Origin of the sequence: Halocynthiibacter sp., assembly GCF_049608145.1 — a bacterium.
Classification (GTDB): Bacteria; Pseudomonadota; Alphaproteobacteria; order Rhodobacterales; family Rhodobacteraceae; genus Halocynthiibacter.
Window position 1 is genome coordinate 157851 of the sequence record NZ_JBMYXF010000001.1, and the last position, 15379, is coordinate 173229.

A 15379-nucleotide genomic window follows, 5' to 3' on the forward strand; every position below is an offset into this window, starting at 1 on the left:
GGCAGCATAAGGGGCTGAGGTGGTCTTTAAACGACGCGATAAACGACCGAATTTGGTCATCCTGCGGGATTTTCTCTGGCCGAAAACCGGTTGGAAACGGGCGTATATGTATGTGAAACATCGCCTGCACCGCCTACCGGATCCGCCCCACCGTATTGCCCGCGGTATGTTTGCTGGGGTGTTCACAAGCTTTACGCCATTCTTTGGCCTGCATTTCTTTGTGGCAGCTGGTCTTGCGAAAGTGATGCGGGGCAATATCATTGCGGCCCTTCTGGCAACGTTTTTTGGCAATCCACTGACATTTCCATTTATTGCGGCCTCCAGCCTAAAGCTGGGGGAATATCTGCTTGGGCTGATGGGGCATGCCACGTCTGCGACACCACATACGGATGATGTCGGAGTTGGTGTGACGCTTTGGCGGAATTTTCTTGCGATTTTCAATGAAGAAGATGCCAACTGGACGTTCCTTTGGGATTTCTACGATACTATTTTCCTGCCCTATCTGGTGGGCGGTATCATACCGGGCCTGATTGCTGGAACCATCTGTTATTACATGACGGTGCCTGTGATTGATCTGTATCAGAAGCGCCGCAAAGGACGTTTGTTGCAGAAATTCGAAGAACTGCGCGCAAAGAAAGCAGCGAAGGCTGCGGAAGATGCGGCGGTTGCGGCTGCGCAAAAAGCTGAGAAAGCCCGCGCCAAATGGGAAGATGCCAGAGATGCAGCGGAAGAAGCAGCAGAACAAGCGGCGCGAGTGCAGGAAGAAATGGCGCAAAAAGCGGCTGACCTTCCTGATCGGGGGGAGTAGGCTTCTGTAAGAATCAGGTGGGAATGCAAGGCAGGCCCGCAGAACGGACAGGAGTGTGCCATGAGCGCAAATTTTGCTGGAAAGCTCAGACTTGGTGTGAACATTGATCACGTGGCTACGGTGCGTAATGCGCGTGGCGGTGAATACCCTGATCCAGTGCGTGCGGCAAAGCTGGCAGAAGAAGCCGGTGCAGATGGCATTACGGCACATTTGCGCGAAGATCGCCGCCACATTACCGACAGTGATATCGACGGGCTGATGGATGCTTTGAACATCCCTCTCAACTTTGAGATGGCGGCAACGGATGAGATGCAGGCAATCGCTCTGCGCCATAAACCCCATGCTGTGTGTATCGTGCCTGAAAAACGCGAAGAAAAAACCACAGAAGGGGGGCTGGAAGTTGCACGCGATGAAAACCGTCTGGCGCATTTCATTGCCCCCCTGCGTGAGGCAGGTTGTCGTGTGTCGATCTTTATCGCGGCGGACCGTGCCCAGATTGAAGCTGCGAACCGTATTGGTGCAGAGGTGATTGAATTGCACACGGGTGCCTATTGTGATGCCCATGCGGAAGGCCGCTTTGAAGAACGTGATGCGGAATTGGAACGCTTGCGCGAGATGTCCACATTTGCGCATTCCCTTGGGCTAGAAGTCCATGCGGGCCACGGGATGACCTATGATACGGTACAGCCGATTGCAGTTTTCCCCGAAGTAATGGAACTGAATATCGGACATTTCCTGATGGGCGAAGCCATGTTCCGGGGCCTGACGCCGGCGATCTCTGAGATGCGTCGCCTGATGGATGAGGCGCGAAGCTGATGGGGCTGATAAACCCAATACGCTATGGGCTGGTTTATATCGCGACGGCCTTCGGTCTTGGAATTGGGTTAGAAGTTTTACTGCGTGTGACCGGAATTGATCTGAGCAGCAGTGCAACGTCGATAATGCCCGCAATGATAGCGGCTATGTTCGAGGGACAGAAACGTGCCCAGTCAGATGAGGGCGCATTTACCAATGGCGAGGCATGGACGGCAGCAATGGTAATGACGGTTGTTGCGCTTGGGATTACAGCGATCCTTGGTTTTTTCATGAGCTTCCTTCCTGAATGGTCACGGATATTCGGGTCGTTTTCGGTCGGTATTTGGGTGCTGCTTGTTGCGATTTCCGGTATTGTTTCCTTATTGGTGAATCGGTTCTTTCTGACGTTAGGCTTTAAAAATAAGCGTAAAATAATGGATAGGAAGATCGAAGATGACTTTAGCTGAGCTGGCATTCCTTTGGCTGGCTTGGATTGTGGCCGGGGGAAGTCCTGGCCCGGCAAATCTTGCGATTGCGGGGACTTCGATGCAAGTTGGGCGTAAGGCAGGCCTGTGTTTTTCGCTGGGCGTCCTGAGTGGCAGTACATTCTGGGGACTGATGGCAGCGTTGGGTATGGGGGCATTGATGATGACCCATGTCTGGATCTTTGAAATCCTGCGCTATAGTGGTGCAGCTTACTTACTGTTTTTGGCGGTGAAATCCCTGCGATCTGCTTTGAACCCTTCACGACTGAAGGCTGAGAATGCCCATCACGGCACGCCTGCGCAAATATTTGGCAAAGGGATGCTGTTACATTTGACCAACCCCAAGGCGATCCTGTCCTGGGGATCTGTCTATGCGATTGTTATTCCGGCAGATGCTGGGATCTGGGGCGCACTGGCACTTTGGGCGTTTTTGCTGACTGGATCGGCTCTTGTGTTCATTGGCTATGCATTTTTGTTTTCATCTGACAGAATGGTACGTGCATATATGAAAATGCGCCGTGGCTTTGAATTTACCTTTGCCGCACTGTTTGGTGCAGCGGCGCTGAAGATTTTTACAGCGAGGTTGATATGAAGACATTTTTGAACACGATGATCGCAGGTGTGTTTCTGGTGGCTGGTGCGCAGGGGGCGTCAGCACAGATGATCAATGAGTGTGACTGGCAGGCATCGGCACGTAATATTGCTGAACCATGGTCCGAAAACACACGTATGTTTGCCGAGGGAAAAGTGCGCCTTGCGCTGGTGGATACCATCGAACCTGCGGCTGCGGCGTTTCATATTTTGGTGTTGTCGCCGCCTTATGATGAAGTTGGCGCACGCCAATGCAAGGTGATTTCTTTGAACGAAAGTTTTGGCTTCACTGGGATTGAGTTTTCCAAGCTTGAAGCCCGTTATGATCCAGCGGTTGGTCTGATCTTTGAGGTTCCGGCGTTTTTGTATGGCGACGACGGTACATCTTCAACTGAGGTGGAACTGGCGTTCTGGCTGAATCAATCAACAGGTGAACTTGTTGGCGAAATTTTCCGGAGCCCGGAATGATCTTAGGTATTGGCACGGATCTTGCGAACATTGAACGTATCAGTGGTACGCTGGATCGTTTCGGCGATCGTTTCAAAAATCGTGTCTTTACTGAAACTGAACGTGCCAAAGCAGAGCGGCGCAAAGATGTGGTCGGGACTTATGCAAAGCGTTGGGCGGCAAAAGAGGCGTGCTCCAAAGCGCTGGGTACTGGGCTTGCTATGGGCATTTCCTGGAAAGATATGGCGGTCAGCAATCTGAAAACGGGCCAGCCTGTGATGGAAGTCACGGGATGGGCAAAGGAACGGTTGGATGAAATGACCCCTCCAGGACATGAAGCCATCATCCATGTGACCCTGACCGATGACCACCCATGGGCACAGGCTTTTGTGGTTATTGAAGCCCGTCGCCCAGCCGCGCAAAACGGCTGATCAGGTTGACTCTGTGCGCCTGGCACCTCATATCCGGCAGGACAGATTTTGCAGCCGCTTAAGGCTTGCCACAAAACAGGACAGGCTGATGCACAGCGAAGAACTGGAAGAAAAAGCCGAAGGCGGCATTGTTGAGACGATTAAAACCGTTTTCTGGGCCCTGCTGATTGCAGGCGTCTTCCGTACGTTGTTTTTTCAGCCGTTTTTCATTCCTTCTGGGTCAATGAAAGACACGCTTCTGGTCGGGGATTTCCTGTTTGTGAACAAAATGGCCTATGGATATTCACAGTTTTCCTGCCCGTTTTCAGCGTGCCCGATTTCTGGCCGTTTGTTCGGATCTATGCCGGAACGTGGCGATGTGGTTGTTTTTCGCCATCCAACCAACAATCAAGATTATATCAAACGCTTGATCGGACTGCCTGGTGACCGCGTTCAGGTGAAAGACAGCATCATTTATATCAATGGCGAAGCTGCACCGCAGGTGCCGGACGGGGTATTCGTGGAACCACGCGGCCCACAGGGCAGCCAAGGCCGCACGCCGGTTTGCCAGTCGCGCACAGGTGAGTGCACCAAAGATCGTTATATCGAAACGCTGCCAGGTGGTGTCTCGCATGCGATATTGGATGTTTCCCCGGCACGTACAGATAACACTCCGGTATTCACTGTGCCGGAAGGAGAGTTTTTCTTCATGGGGGACAATCGTGACAATTCCAGCGATTCACGCGTGTCACAGAACCGTGGTGGCGTTGGATTTGTTGGCTTTGATCGTCTGATTGGCCGTGCTGATCGCGTCATGTTTTCTTCTGCTGGGACACGTATCTTTTACTTCTGGACCTGGCGATCAGATCGTTTCTTTAAGGCGGTCGAGTGAAACTTTCAGCAGAACTCAAGGCCTTTGAAGGCCGCATAGGGCATCGCTTCGAGGATCCAGCCCAGTTGATCCGTGCGCTGACACATTCTTCTATGTCTTCGGCCACGCGGGATGACAACCAGAGGCTCGAATTTCTTGGGGATCGTGTGCTTGGTCTGGTGATGGCAGATGCGTTGCTCGCGGCAGATGTGAAGGCGGCTGAAGGGCTACTTGCGCCGCGGTTTAATGCGCTGGTACGTAAAGAAACCTGTGCGGATGTTGCCCGTGAAGTTGATCTGGGGGCTGTCCTGAAACTGGGCCGTTCTGAAATGTTGTCAGGTGGGCGTCGCAAAAATGCGCTGCTTGGTGATGGCATGGAGGCGGTCATTGCGGCCGTTTATAACGACGGCGGCTTTGATGCGGCCCGTGACTTGATCCTGCGTCTCTGGGGCGCACGTATTCATCAGGTCGAAGAAGACGCGCGCGACGCGAAAACCGCATTGCAGGAATGGGCCCAGGCCCGCAAACAACAGCCGCCGAAATACGTGGAAGTGGCCCGTTCCGGGCCGGATCACGCCCCGGTTTTTACAATTGAAGCGCAGATGCAGACGGGTGAAGCTGAAAAAGCCACCGCAGGCAATAAGCGCGAGGCCCAGCAGGCCGCAGCAAAGGCGTTGCTTGAACGTCTGGAGATAGCAAAATGACAGATACACGCGCGGGCTTTGTGGCCCTGATCGGTGAACCCAACGCGGGCAAATCCACCCTGACAAACCGGATGGTGGGGGCGAAAGTTTCCATTGTGACCCATAAGGTGCAAACCACACGCGCCCGCATTCGCGGCGTCGCGATTGAAGGAAATGCACAGCTGGTCTTTGTGGATACACCCGGCCTGTTCCGTCCACGTCGTCGGCTTGACCGCGCGATGGTGGCGGCGGCTTGGGGCGGCGCTGCAGATGCGGATGTTGTGGTTCTGATGATCGAAGCGCATCGTGGGATTACCGAAGGCGCCCAGGCAATTATCGATGCTTTGGTTGAACGTATCTCACCAAACCAGATCGTTGCGCTGGCGATCAATAAAATTGACCGGGTAAAGTCTGAAGTGCTGCTGAAGCTGACCCAGGATTTGAACGAAGCCTATGACTTCAAAGAAACATTTATGATTTCTGCCGAGCGTGGACATGGTGTTGATGCGCTGCGCGAATGGGTGGCAACACAAGTTCCCGAAGGTCCTTGGCTGTATCCTGAGGATCAGATCGCTGATTTGCCCATGCGGATGATTGCAGCAGAGATGACCCGTGAAAAACTGACCCTGCGTCTGCACCAGGAGTTGCCGTATCAGATGACGGTGGAGACCGAGCACTGGGAAGAACGTAAAGATGGGTCCTGCAAAATTGATCAGAAGATTTTTGTGATGCGCGATGGTCACAAAGGGATCGTTCTGGGCAATAAGGGTGAAACCATCAAGGCTGTATCCAAAGCCGCGCGTGAGGAACTGGAAGAATTCTTAGGTCGTCGTGTGCACCTGTTTTTGCAGGTGAAAGTGCGCCCGAACTGGTTGGAAGAAAAAGAACGCTACAACGAAATGGGCCTTAACTTTCGTGACGGCAACGCATGAGCCGCCTGACGGCTGAATTCTGGGTATCTGCCTATCTGACGCGCCTACGTCTGGCGGATATCCCGGTATTTGTTGTGAAAAAAGGCGATTTGACGGCGGGTGCTGTACTGATCAAACTGAACACGCTTGATGGGCAGGCAGAAGCTTTTCAACGTAGCTTTGATCTGATGACTGGGGAACGTGCTTGGATCTCTCTGGTGCAAGGGGATGAAGCAACAGTCGACACGACTCTTGCGAAACAACGTAGCTTTGACCCCGACCTCTGGGTGATTGAAGTGGAAGATAAAGCTGGACGTCATCTATTGGATGAACCAGGCTTTTTGTAACCTCCGGGGGGCAACTCCCCGCATTTCCCGGGAAACTTCCAGAGATCAAATATGAGCCGTAAGTTGTTTTAATTTGGCAGGGAAACTCTATTTTTTAACACCTTAAATTTAGCGGGGATTACCCGGGTTCCTGACCGAAAAATCACAGGTGCGGCACGATTTTCTCAATTAATGTATAGAACGAAGTCACCCACGAACGACGTTTGATTTTGTTTCTGAAAGCATTCCGAGAGAGATTGGGGGACTGGCCGCCCATGCAGCCACGTCATATAGTCTGTTTATGGACTGGCGTGATGAAGGGGTTTTGATTTCTGTGCGCAGGCATGGAGAGAACTCCGCAATTCTGGAAGTATTTACTGCAAACCACGGACTGCATGCAGGCGTCGTGCGTGGAGGCACGTCCCGTAAGTTGGCGGCACACTTGCAGCCGGGCAATCAGCTGGATGTTACCTGGCGTGCGCGGCTGGAAGAACACCTAGGCAGTTTCACCGTGGAACCTCTGCGTGCGCGGGCGGCTGGGGTGATGAACGATCGTCTGGCGCTCGCAGGGCTTAATGCGATTTGTGCCCTGATCAGTTTTGCTTTTGCGGAACGTGAAAAACATCCGGGATTATATCAGCGCACGATCACGCTGTTTGATCTGCTCGCTGCCACAGAGGCCTGGCCGCTGGCCTATCTGCGCTGGGAGGCGGCGTTGCTGGACGAGTTGGGCTTTGGTCTGTCGCTGTCGAAATGCGCGGTCACCGGGTCACGGGATGATCTGATTTATGTGTCACCGAAAACCGGGCGGGCTGTCAGCCGGGCCGGAGCCGGGAAATGGGTGGATCGCCTGTTGCCCCTGCCGCAATGTTTGCTTGGGCAGGGGGCCGTCACGGATGATGAAATCCGGGACGGGTTGCATACGACAGGGCATTTCCTAGCGCATCATGTCGCGCCATCGCTGGGGTCACGTTCCTTGCCTGCGGCGCGGCAGCGTCTGATCGAGCTTCTGGCGCGGCAGGATTAACGCGCTTCAAACAGCATCTTGCCGCCTTCGCCATCTGAGAGCAGCAAGACAGGTCCGCTGAATTCGATCAGATCCATGGTGGAAAGGGTGGTGAAAAACACCTGTTCCTGGTCGAGGTCCGAGCAGCCGATTTCTGAGGATGTAATGGGGCTGGGGGTGAACCAGGGATAAGGCGCGGGTTGATCTGCAAACCATAGGTTGCAGGGGCCCCGACCGGCAATTGCGCCTTTTTCCGGGAAAGTAATCGTTGCCGTTGCGTTGAAGGCAGCGCCGTTGATTTCGCGCAGATGATATTCCGCGCCCGGTGTTGCGTAACCAGATGAGGTTTCGTCAGCACAGGCAGCCAAAAGCAGGAGGCCTGCGGGGAGGAGAAGATTTTTCATGCGATAAATCTGGCCCGCGCTGCGTTTTTGCGCAAGCCAGAGGCCGATTTACCCAAGAAGACGGCGGGAAATCACCTGGGCCTGGATTTCAGCCGCGCCTTCAAAGATGTTCAGAATGCGGGCATCACAAAGGACGCGGGAGATCTGGTATTCTAACGCAAAGCCATTGCCGCCGTGGATCTGTAGTGCGTTATCGGCAGAGGCCCAGGCCACGCGCGCGCCCAGCAATTTCGCCATACCTGCTTCAAGGTCACAACGTTTGTCGTGGTCCTTTTGCCAGGCAGAATAATAGGTCAGCTGACGGGCGATCATTAATTCCACGGCCATCATGGCAAGCTTGCCGCCAACGCGTGGGAAGTTGATCAGGCTTTTACCGAATTGTTTGCGGTCAATCGCGTATTGCATGCCCAACTCCAGCGCGTTCTGGGCAACACCAATGGCGCGGGCGGCGGTCTGGATGCGGGCGCTTTCAAAGGTCTGCATGAGCTGTTTAAAGCCTTTGCCTTCCTCGCCGCCCAGCAGGTTTTCGGCTTTCACCTTGAAGCCATCAAACGCCAGTTCGTATTCCTTCATGCCGCGATAGCCAAGAACTTCGATCTCGGTGCCAGTCATGCCCTCAGATGGGAAAGGGGCGTCATCTGTGCCCGGGGTCTTTTCAGCCAGAAACATGGATAACCCGCGGTGATCTGTACTGTCGGGATCGGTGCGTGCCAGCAGGGTCATCACATGGGTGCGGGCCGCGTGGGTGATCCAGGTTTTATTGCCGTTGACGGTGTATTCATCACCGTCACGGGTTGCGCGGGTGCGCAATGATCCCAGATCAGAACCTGTGTTTGGTTCGGTGAAGACAGCGGTTGGCAGGATTTCACCAGAGGCCAGTTTTGGCAACCAGTTTGCCTTTTGTTCATCGGTGCCGCCGCAGATGATCAGTTCCGCCGCGATTTCGGAACGGGTCCCGAGGGAGCCAACGCCGATATAACCACGAGACAGTTCTTCTGACACAACCACCATGGAGGCTTTCGAGAGGCCAAAGCCGCCGTGTTCTTCCGGGATGGTTAGCCCGAAAACGCCCATTTCCGCCAGGCTGTCGATGATTTCCATCGGGATAAGTTCATCTTTCAGATGCCAGTCATGGGCGTTCGGTACAACCTGATCATCGGCGAAGCGGCGGAACTGATCGCGGATCATTTCAAGTTCCTCATCCAGGCCGGAATTGCCAAAGACCGCAACGCCCTGTTGTTCCTGCATCAGTTCGACCAGACGCATGCGCGCAGCCTGGCTGTTGCCCTGATTGCACAGGGTCATGACGGCGGGGGCCATCAGCGCGCGTTGGTAGTCTTGGGTTAGGCCCATGTCTTGCAGGCGGGCGATCTCATTCTGGCTCATGGGGATGCCGCCGTAGATCTGCCAGAGATATTCCCCGAACGCGATCTGATGGATCAGCTGTTCGGTCTCGCCGAATTTTCCATCGGTGTTCAGACGATCCGCCCAGGCCTGCATTTGTTGCAAGGCTTCTACATAGGTCGCGAGCCAGGACAATGCATGTGCAGCATGTTGGTTTTCTTCCAGTAGCGCGCCGCTGATTCGGTCACCATCCAGCGTCATTTCACGCACCTTTGCCTGCGCGATTTCCAGCACAGATTGCACAGGGGCAAGGCTGTCACGTGTCAAGGACAGAAGGTCGGGAAGAAGGATTGTATCCGTCATGGCGGGCCTCATCAGATCAAGATTGCCCAGAGTGGGCGTCAGGATAGTGATTAATCACTTTGCAATCGCAGCGCAACTAAAATGCGGCAGCGCAGCAAGTTTTGAACAATAATAACAACTGTAATTTTAGGCTGGCCTTTGAGGTGCCGCGCTGTAGGGTCAGGTGACCGGTGTGGGGGGCAGAAATGATCTCAGAAATTGGAATGCATTTGATGGTGATTGCCGCTTTGATCACTTTGTTTGCCGGGGTGGTAAAAGGCGCTGTCGGTTTTGCCATGCCCATGATCATGATCTCAGGGATCAGTTCGATCTTACCTGCGGAAACCGCGCTGGCGATGCTGATTTTACCGACGGTGATGACCAATGTAACCCAGGCGTTGCGACAAGGTTGGCGCGCGGCTTGGGGGTCGGTGAAACGTTTCAAAGTGTATTTGATGGTCGGGGGCGTATTTCTGGTGATCGGCGCGCAGCTGGTGCCATACCTACCGTCACATATCTTGCTGTTGATTATCGGTGCGCCCGTGACGGTGTTTGCGTTGATGCAATTGTTTGGGGTGAGCTTCACGATTGCCCCCGCGAACCAGTTAAAAGCCGAGGCGATGATTGCCTCTATCGCGGGGTTCATTGGCGGCATGTCCGGTGTTTGGGGACCGCCTACGGTTGCCTATTTGACCGCTGTTGATACGCCGAAGCGTGAACATGTGCGGGTGCAGGGGGCGATTTATGGGCTGGGGGCTGTGGCGTTATTTTTGGCGCATTTACAGACTGGGGTCGTTTCAACGCGTACTTTACCCGCATCGGCTTTGATGTTGTTGCCAGCCGGCGTGGGCATGTTGATCGGCTTTGCCATTCACGACCGCCTGGATCAGGCGAAGTTTAAGAAAGCAACGCTGGTGGTTCTGGTGGTGGCTGGGTTGAACCTTGTAAGGCGGGGATTGATGGGGTGACATTTATGCCTAGCGTGCTAGGTTCGCGCCGTATCCGGACATTTTGTTAAGCCGGTTAAATAGTGAAAAGGTAGTGAGTATATGCTTATCAGACTTTTACCGTGGTGGATGATCGCTATGGGTGGTGTCGTACTATTGGGGTGCGGCGTTGTGGCGCTTAGTCAGACGGGAGATGTGATGCTTTTGCTGACATTCATGGGGCTTGCAGCGGTTGTCTTTGCCATCGCTTATGTAAAGTGGCGTTGGAAAGTTTTGGGAAAAACGATTTTTGGGATCGGGGGGCACCGCTTTACGGCTGCTCTGGGGGCGTCTGAAGCTTACCTACTTCTGAATGGCGAAACAGCAGAAGGCGTTGCCAGCGGCGCGGGCTCTCTCACTGATTTGTTATAATTCGGTAGTATCTGGAATAAAGAAAGGCCGCCTGATTGGGCGGCCTTTCTTTATTCAATGTCAGGGTGATTTACCCGATTGCGACCGCTTTCACGTCGTCGTCGATGTAAGCCTCATATTGTGCGAAGTTGTCGGCGAACATGGATACCAATTTGGCAGCCTGACGGTCGTAGCTTTCCGGGTTGTCCCAAGTACGACGTGGGTTCAGGAGAAGGTCTGCAACGCCAGGAACAGCAACAGGAACCTCAAAGCCAAAGTTGTCGTCTTTGCGGAATTCGGCATCAGCCAAGGATCCATCAAGAGCAGCGGTCAACAGCGCGCGTGTTGCGCGGATCGGCATGCGAGAGCCGGTGCCATAAGCGCCGCCGGTCCAGCCGGTGTTTACCAGCCAGCAAGTTGCACCATGGGTCGCGATCTTTTCACGCAGCAGGTTGCCGTATACTTCCGGGCGACGTGGCATGAAAGGTGCGCCGAAACAGGTCGAGAATGTTGGCTCTGGCTCTGTCACGCCTTTTTCTGTGCCAGCTACCTTGGACGTGAAGCCAGACAGGAAGTGATACATTGCCTGCGCAGGTGTCAGACGCGCGATCGGAGGCAAAACGCCAAACGCATCACAGGTCAGCATGATGATGTTCTTTGGGTTGCCGCCAAGCGAGTTGTCAGACGCGTTCGAGATATAGTGCAGCGGATAAGCACAACGCATGTTGGCTGTCAGGCTGTCATCGTCAAAATCAAGTTCGCGGGTTTCTTTGTCCCAGACCATGTTCTCGATCACAGTGCCAAACTTGGATGTTGTGGCGTGGATCTCAGGCTCAGCTTCAGCAGAGAGATTGATGGTTTTCGCGTAACAACCACCTTCAAAGTTGAAGATGCCTTTGTCGGACCAACCATGTTCGTCGTCACCAATCAACACGCGATCAGGGTCAGCGGACAATGTGGTTTTGCCAGTGCCAGACAGACCAAAGAAGATCGCTGAATCAACCGGGTTGTCTTTGGCGTGGTTGGCAGAACAATGCATCGGCATGATGCCTTTGGCAGGCAGCAGGTAGTTCAGCAGCGAGAAAACAGATTTCTTGTTTTCGCCAGCGTATTCGGTGCCGCCAATCAGGATGATCTTTTTGTCAAAGTTCATCGCGATTACGGTTTCGGAACGACAGCCGTGCTTTGCCGGATCCGCGTTGAAGCTTGGGCAGTTGATGACGGTGAATTCAGGTGCGAATTCGTCCAGCTCGTCCGCCTCAGGGCGACGCAGAAGGTGACGGATGAACAACCCGTGCCACGCAAATTCTGTGACCATACGTACATCCAGGCGGTTCGCTGGGTCAGCGCCGCCAAACAGATCTTGTACGTAGTAATCTTTGCCCTTCATGTGGTCCAGCATGTCAGCGTGCAGCTGATCAAATGCGCCGGCTTCCATGGGGGCGTTGTTTTCCCACCAAATGCTGTCTTCAACAGATGGGGTACGTACAACAAATTTATCTTTCGGAGAACGACCGGTATGTTTGCCGGTTTCCACAAGGAAAGTGCCGCCATTGCCGAGGTGGCCTTCACCACGGCCGAGTGCGGCTTCAACCAATGCGGCTTCGTTCAGGTTGTAATAGACGTTTCCCAGTCCTGAAATGCCCTGATCATCAAGTGTACAGTTAGGGTTGACGCGTCCTGTCATTGGTATGCTCCTGTGTCCGGCTTGCGGAGGAATTACAAAAACCGCCCGAATGGCGGCTGACCCTGCTGTGAGTCGGGGTCTTCTTAACATGGAGCAAATTGAGGTGAACAGGACCGAGGGGCACAGTTAGCGCAATCAAATGACATATTCGTAAATGAAAAGTCGCAGCTGTGGCAGAAAACCACAGGCTGACCGTAAACTACCGTGCCTGAAGGTCGGATTTGCCAGTGTTCAGGGAATTTTATCGGATTTCGATACAGTATGTCACGAAACTGAGTGGCGATTCGCAATTAGTGGTTGATTCTCAGGGGCTGACGCTGGAAAAGTTAATACGATGTGGGACGCAAGAAAAAGGAAGCCGGATGTCACGAATCGCCCTGGTGGACGACGATAGAAATATTCTGACGTCGGTATCGATTACTCTGGAAGCAGAGGGGTTTGAGGTTGAGACGTATAATGACGGACAGTCTGCGCTGGACGGCTTTACAAAACGGATGCCGGATTTGGCTGTCTTAGACATCAAAATGCCGCGAATGGACGGGATGGACCTGTTGCAACGTCTTCGCCCCAAGACACAGATTCCAATCATTTTTCTGACGTCCAAAGATGATGAGATTGATGAGGTTCTTGGTCTGCGTATGGGGGCAGATGACTATGTGAAGAAACCGTTTTCACAACGCCTGTTGGTCGAACGCATTCGGTCATTGTTACGTCGCCAAGAAGCCCTGGAAACCAACGAAGTAGCGGTTGAAGAAGACCAGAAGGTTATGCAGCGCGGCGAACTGTCTATGGATCCTTTGCGCCATGCTGTGGTCTGGAAAGGGAAAGATGTTTCCTTAACTGTGACCGAATTTTTGCTGCTCCAGGCCCTGGCACAACGACCGGGATTCGTGAAAAGCCGAGATCAGCTTATGGATGTGGCATATGACGATCAGGTTTATGTCGATGATCGAACAATCGATAGCCACATCAAGCGGTTGCGTAAAAAAATGCGGATGGCAGATGATACATTCTCTGCGATTGAAACGCTGTATGGCATCGGATATCGCTATAACGAGGAATAACGGACATATTGCCTATTCGCAGTAAGCAGCCCACCCAAGTGGAGGCTTTATTTGTGAAACGGCGACCGTTAATTCTGCAATGAAAGGCTGGCCAATGAGGAGATGGGTGTGAAGCTTTTATCTTTTCTCAAGGCCAGAAACATTGCTGCGCCGCGCCAGCCGGATGTTGTCTTGGGCGAAGATTGGGTGAGCCTTGATGGAAACATCGACGCCGAAGTTAGTCATCGTCGAAGTCAACGGGGTGGGATTTCACTTAACCGATCGCCGCTTGCCCGGAAAATCATTACCTTTAATCTCCTCGCGCTGATCTTTCTGGTTGCAGGGGTTCTTTTTCTGAACCCGTTCCGCGACAGTCTGGTGTTTCAGCGTGAAGCTGGGCTGCAGGCCGAAGCAGAACTAATTTCCGACGTGTTTGAGGTGCAGGTTTCCTCTGAGCTAAGGTTGCGAGAAAATCAGGGCCAAGCTTTTGAAATCGCCACTGTTTTCGATGCAGATCTGGTTAATGTAACACTGGCCGAACTATATCTACCGCCTGGCGGCGAAGTATTTGTTTTTTCGGCTGCGGGGGATCTTTTGGCATCCGCGCGTGGTGAAATGCGCCGAATGCGTCCCTCAGAGTTCACAACTGGTGATGCGGGTGGTGCAACTCTGATCACTGATTTTCTCAACTCTGTCTGGGATGTAATTTCGGGTGTTCTCGCGCCAGGTGGTGTGGAAGACAGCAGTAACGCCCGTCTGCGCGCTCAGGAATTGATTGATCAGACGCTGGTATCGGGCGCAATGAGCCGGACTTGGCGCAACGATAGCGAAGGAACCAGCTTTGCCGTTTCTACACCCGTGATGGTGCAGGGGCGCGTCGCCGGGCTGTTGGCCGTGTTGAGTGCTGCCGGGGAAATTGACGAATTGGTGCGTCAGGAACGTGAACAAGTTTTGCAGATCTTTGTCATCGCAATCCTTGTTTCAATTGTTCTGAGTCTTGTGCTGGCGTCCACTATGGCAAACCCTCTGTCCGATCTGGCAGCTGCGGCGGAGCTGGGACGCGATAAAAATGCGCGAAAAGTAAACCCGGGCCGCATCCGCATTCCTGATCTGACCGCCCGCCCCGATGAAATCGGCAGGCTATCCGGGGCCCTGCGTGGTATGGTTGCAGCACTTTACGACCGGATTGATGCAAACGAACAGTTCGCGGCCGATGTTGCGCATGAAATCAAGAACCCCCTTGCGTCGTTGCGTTCGGCAGTTGGCACATTGCGTGTTGCGAAAAAGGACGAACACAGAGAGCGCATGCATGATGTTATAGAACATGACGTGCGGCGTCTGGACCGGCTTGTCAGTGACATTTCCAATGCATCCCGGCTGGACAGTGAGTTGGTGAAAGAAGACGAATCCGCATTTGATTTGCTAAAGCTTCTGGTCAATCTGACGGACTATCTAGGGAATGAAGCTGGTGACAAAGGTGTGGAATTTATTTCCGACCTGCCGTCTGAGCCGATTGTTATTCAGGGTCTGGAAGCGCGTCTGGCGCAGGTTTTCGTGAACCTCATTACCAATGCGATCTCATTTTGTGAAACGGGTGATGCAATCCGGGTCTGGGTGCGTCGGCGCGAAAATAGGATTTTAGTGGTGGTCGAAGACACCGGCCCAGGGATCCCCGATGGAGCATTGCAAAAGATCTTTAATCGCTTTTATTCTGAACGTCCGGAAGGGCAGTTTGGAAATAATTCAGGGTTGGGTCTGGCGATTTCGAAACAGATCGTGGAAGCACATGGTGGTGTAATCTGGGCGGAAAACATACGCCCGACCGAGGCTGATCTGATGTCCGAACCACTTGGGGCACGGTTTGTGGTTGGTCTGCCTGTATAAAGCGT

Annotated in this window: 18 protein-coding genes; 15 read left to right on the forward strand and 3 right to left on the reverse strand. The window is 53.4% G+C overall.

Annotation, left to right across the window (positions count from 1 at the left end):
- Positions 1–19: 19 nt before the first annotated feature.
- The 11 genes from ACPGUT_RS00865 to recO all read left to right on the forward strand — a co-directional run bounded on the left by ACPGUT_RS00865 (position 20) and on the right by recO (position 7354).
- Positions 20–808, forward strand: a complete 789-nt coding sequence (locus ACPGUT_RS00865; RefSeq protein WP_423988336.1) for a DUF2062 domain-containing protein — start codon at positions 20–22, stop codon at positions 806–808.
- A gap of 60 nt (positions 809–868) precedes the next feature.
- Positions 869–1624 carry a pyridoxine 5'-phosphate synthase gene (locus tag ACPGUT_RS00870; RefSeq protein ID WP_423988338.1) on the forward strand — a complete coding sequence of 252 codons (756 nt, stop codon included), beginning with the start codon at positions 869–871 and terminating at the stop codon, positions 1622–1624.
- Positions 1624–2070 (forward strand): ABZJ_00895 family protein, encoded by a 447-nt coding sequence (locus ACPGUT_RS00875; protein WP_423988340.1) that lies wholly within the window; start codon positions 1624–1626, stop codon positions 2068–2070. The genes ACPGUT_RS00870 and ACPGUT_RS00875 overlap by 1 nt, the downstream gene beginning before the upstream one ends.
- Positions 2057–2680, forward strand: coding sequence for a LysE family translocator (locus ACPGUT_RS00880; RefSeq protein WP_423988342.1), 624 nt, complete (start codon positions 2057–2059; stop codon positions 2678–2680). The genes ACPGUT_RS00875 and ACPGUT_RS00880 overlap by 14 nt, the downstream gene beginning before the upstream one ends.
- Positions 2677–3147 carry a hypothetical protein gene (locus tag ACPGUT_RS00885; RefSeq protein WP_423988343.1) on the forward strand — a complete coding sequence of 157 codons (471 nt, stop codon included), beginning with the start codon at positions 2677–2679 and terminating at the stop codon, positions 3145–3147. Before ACPGUT_RS00880 ends, ACPGUT_RS00885 begins: the two co-directional genes overlap by 4 nt.
- Positions 3144–3557: a holo-ACP synthase gene (gene acpS / locus ACPGUT_RS00890; protein ID WP_423988345.1), complete on the forward strand. Its 414-nt coding sequence runs from the start codon at positions 3144–3146 to the stop codon at positions 3555–3557. The genes ACPGUT_RS00885 and acpS overlap by 4 nt, the downstream gene beginning before the upstream one ends.
- 88 nt (positions 3558–3645) lie before the next feature.
- A complete protein-coding gene (lepB, locus tag ACPGUT_RS00895; RefSeq protein WP_423988347.1) occupies positions 3646–4428 on the forward strand; it encodes a signal peptidase I in 783 nt (260 codons plus the stop codon).
- Positions 4425–5111 carry a ribonuclease III gene (rnc, locus tag ACPGUT_RS00900; RefSeq protein ID WP_423988349.1) on the forward strand — a complete coding sequence of 229 codons (687 nt, stop codon included), beginning with the start codon at positions 4425–4427 and terminating at the stop codon, positions 5109–5111. The genes lepB and rnc overlap by 4 nt, the downstream gene beginning before the upstream one ends.
- A complete protein-coding gene (gene era / locus ACPGUT_RS00905; protein WP_423988350.1) occupies positions 5108–6022 on the forward strand; it encodes a GTPase Era in 915 nt (304 codons plus the stop codon). Before rnc ends, era begins: the two co-directional genes overlap by 4 nt.
- Positions 6019–6348: a DUF1491 family protein gene (locus ACPGUT_RS00910; protein ID WP_423988351.1), complete on the forward strand. Its 330-nt coding sequence runs from the start codon at positions 6019–6021 to the stop codon at positions 6346–6348. The genes era and ACPGUT_RS00910 overlap by 4 nt, the downstream gene beginning before the upstream one ends.
- A 280-nt stretch (positions 6349–6628) precedes the next feature.
- A complete protein-coding gene (recO, locus tag ACPGUT_RS00915; RefSeq protein ID WP_423988352.1) occupies positions 6629–7354 on the forward strand; it encodes a DNA repair protein RecO in 726 nt (241 codons plus the stop codon).
- Here recO and ACPGUT_RS00920 read toward each other — a convergent pair.
- Both ACPGUT_RS00920 and ACPGUT_RS00925 read right to left on the reverse strand, forming a co-directional pair.
- Positions 7351–7737 carry an META domain-containing protein gene (locus ACPGUT_RS00920; RefSeq protein WP_423988353.1) on the reverse strand — a complete coding sequence of 129 codons (387 nt, stop codon included), beginning with the start codon at positions 7735–7737 and terminating at the stop codon, positions 7351–7353. The genes recO and ACPGUT_RS00920 overlap by 4 nt on opposite strands.
- 48 nt (positions 7738–7785) lie before the next feature.
- Positions 7786–9444 (reverse strand): acyl-CoA dehydrogenase family protein, encoded by a 1659-nt coding sequence (locus tag ACPGUT_RS00925; RefSeq protein WP_423988354.1) that lies wholly within the window; start codon positions 9442–9444, stop codon positions 7786–7788.
- Between the two features lie 185 nt (positions 9445–9629).
- On the opposite strand from ACPGUT_RS00925, the gene ACPGUT_RS00930 reads away from it, so the two are divergent.
- Together ACPGUT_RS00930 and ACPGUT_RS00935 are read left to right on the forward strand one after the other, a co-directional pair.
- Positions 9630–10391 (forward strand): sulfite exporter TauE/SafE family protein, encoded by a 762-nt coding sequence (locus ACPGUT_RS00930; RefSeq protein WP_423988355.1) that lies wholly within the window; start codon positions 9630–9632, stop codon positions 10389–10391.
- Positions 10392–10472: 81 nt separating this feature from the next.
- Entirely contained in the window at positions 10473–10781 is a 309-nt protein-coding gene (locus tag ACPGUT_RS00935) for a hypothetical protein (protein ID WP_423988356.1), read from the forward strand.
- Between the two features lie 70 nt (positions 10782–10851).
- On the opposite strand, the gene ACPGUT_RS00940 is transcribed toward ACPGUT_RS00935, so the two are convergent.
- The gene (locus ACPGUT_RS00940) at positions 10852–12447 is read right to left on the reverse strand and encodes a phosphoenolpyruvate carboxykinase (protein WP_423988357.1); all 1596 of its coding nucleotides are present in this window, start codon (positions 12445–12447) and stop codon (positions 10852–10854) included.
- A 362-nt stretch (positions 12448–12809) separates the two neighbouring features.
- On the opposite strand from ACPGUT_RS00940, the gene ACPGUT_RS00945 reads away from it, so the two are divergent.
- Both ACPGUT_RS00945 and ACPGUT_RS00950 read left to right on the forward strand, forming a co-directional pair.
- The gene (locus tag ACPGUT_RS00945) at positions 12810–13511 is read left to right on the forward strand and encodes a response regulator transcription factor (protein ID WP_423988358.1); all 702 of its coding nucleotides are present in this window, start codon (positions 12810–12812) and stop codon (positions 13509–13511) included.
- Positions 13512–13619: 108 nt separating this feature from the next.
- On the forward strand, positions 13620–15374 hold the full coding sequence (locus tag ACPGUT_RS00950) for a sensor N-terminal transmembrane domain-containing protein (RefSeq protein WP_423988359.1): 1755 nt from the start codon (positions 13620–13622) through the stop codon (positions 15372–15374).
- The last annotated feature ends 5 nt before the right edge of the window (positions 15375–15379 follow it).

What these genes read in the sequence shown, in the direction of transcription:
- ACPGUT_RS00870 (WP_423988338.1), top strand. Translation starts at nt 869, where the DNA reads ATGAGCGCAAATTTTGCTGGAAAGCTCAGACTTGGTGTGAACATTGAT.
- ACPGUT_RS00875 (WP_423988340.1), top strand. Translation starts at nt 1,624, where the DNA reads ATGGGGCTGATAAACCCAATACGCTATGGGCTGGTTTATATCGCGACG.
- ACPGUT_RS00880 (WP_423988342.1), top strand. Translation starts at nt 2,057, where the DNA reads ATGACTTTAGCTGAGCTGGCATTCCTTTGGCTGGCTTGGATTGTGGCC.
- ACPGUT_RS00885 (WP_423988343.1), top strand. Translation starts at nt 2,677, where the DNA reads ATGAAGACATTTTTGAACACGATGATCGCAGGTGTGTTTCTGGTGGCT.
- acpS (WP_423988345.1), top strand. Translation starts at nt 3,144, where the DNA reads ATGATCTTAGGTATTGGCACGGATCTTGCGAACATTGAACGTATCAGT.
- lepB (WP_423988347.1), top strand. Translation starts at nt 3,646, where the DNA reads ATGCACAGCGAAGAACTGGAAGAAAAAGCCGAAGGCGGCATTGTTGAG.
- era (WP_423988350.1), top strand. Translation starts at nt 5,108, where the DNA reads ATGACAGATACACGCGCGGGCTTTGTGGCCCTGATCGGTGAACCCAAC.
- ACPGUT_RS00910 (WP_423988351.1), top strand. Translation starts at nt 6,019, where the DNA reads ATGAGCCGCCTGACGGCTGAATTCTGGGTATCTGCCTATCTGACGCGC.
- recO (WP_423988352.1), top strand. Translation starts at nt 6,629, where the DNA reads ATGGACTGGCGTGATGAAGGGGTTTTGATTTCTGTGCGCAGGCATGGA.
- ACPGUT_RS00920 (WP_423988353.1), bottom strand. Translation starts at nt 7,737, where the DNA reads ATGAAAAATCTTCTCCTCCCCGCAGGCCTCCTGCTTTTGGCTGCCTGT.
- ACPGUT_RS00925 (WP_423988354.1), bottom strand. Translation starts at nt 9,444, where the DNA reads ATGACGGATACAATCCTTCTTCCCGACCTTCTGTCCTTGACACGTGAC.
- ACPGUT_RS00930 (WP_423988355.1), top strand. Translation starts at nt 9,630, where the DNA reads ATGATCTCAGAAATTGGAATGCATTTGATGGTGATTGCCGCTTTGATC.
- ACPGUT_RS00935 (WP_423988356.1), top strand. Translation starts at nt 10,473, where the DNA reads ATGCTTATCAGACTTTTACCGTGGTGGATGATCGCTATGGGTGGTGTC.
- ACPGUT_RS00940 (WP_423988357.1), bottom strand. Translation starts at nt 12,447, where the DNA reads ATGACAGGACGCGTCAACCCTAACTGTACACTTGATGATCAGGGCATT.
- ACPGUT_RS00945 (WP_423988358.1), top strand. Translation starts at nt 12,810, where the DNA reads ATGTCACGAATCGCCCTGGTGGACGACGATAGAAATATTCTGACGTCG.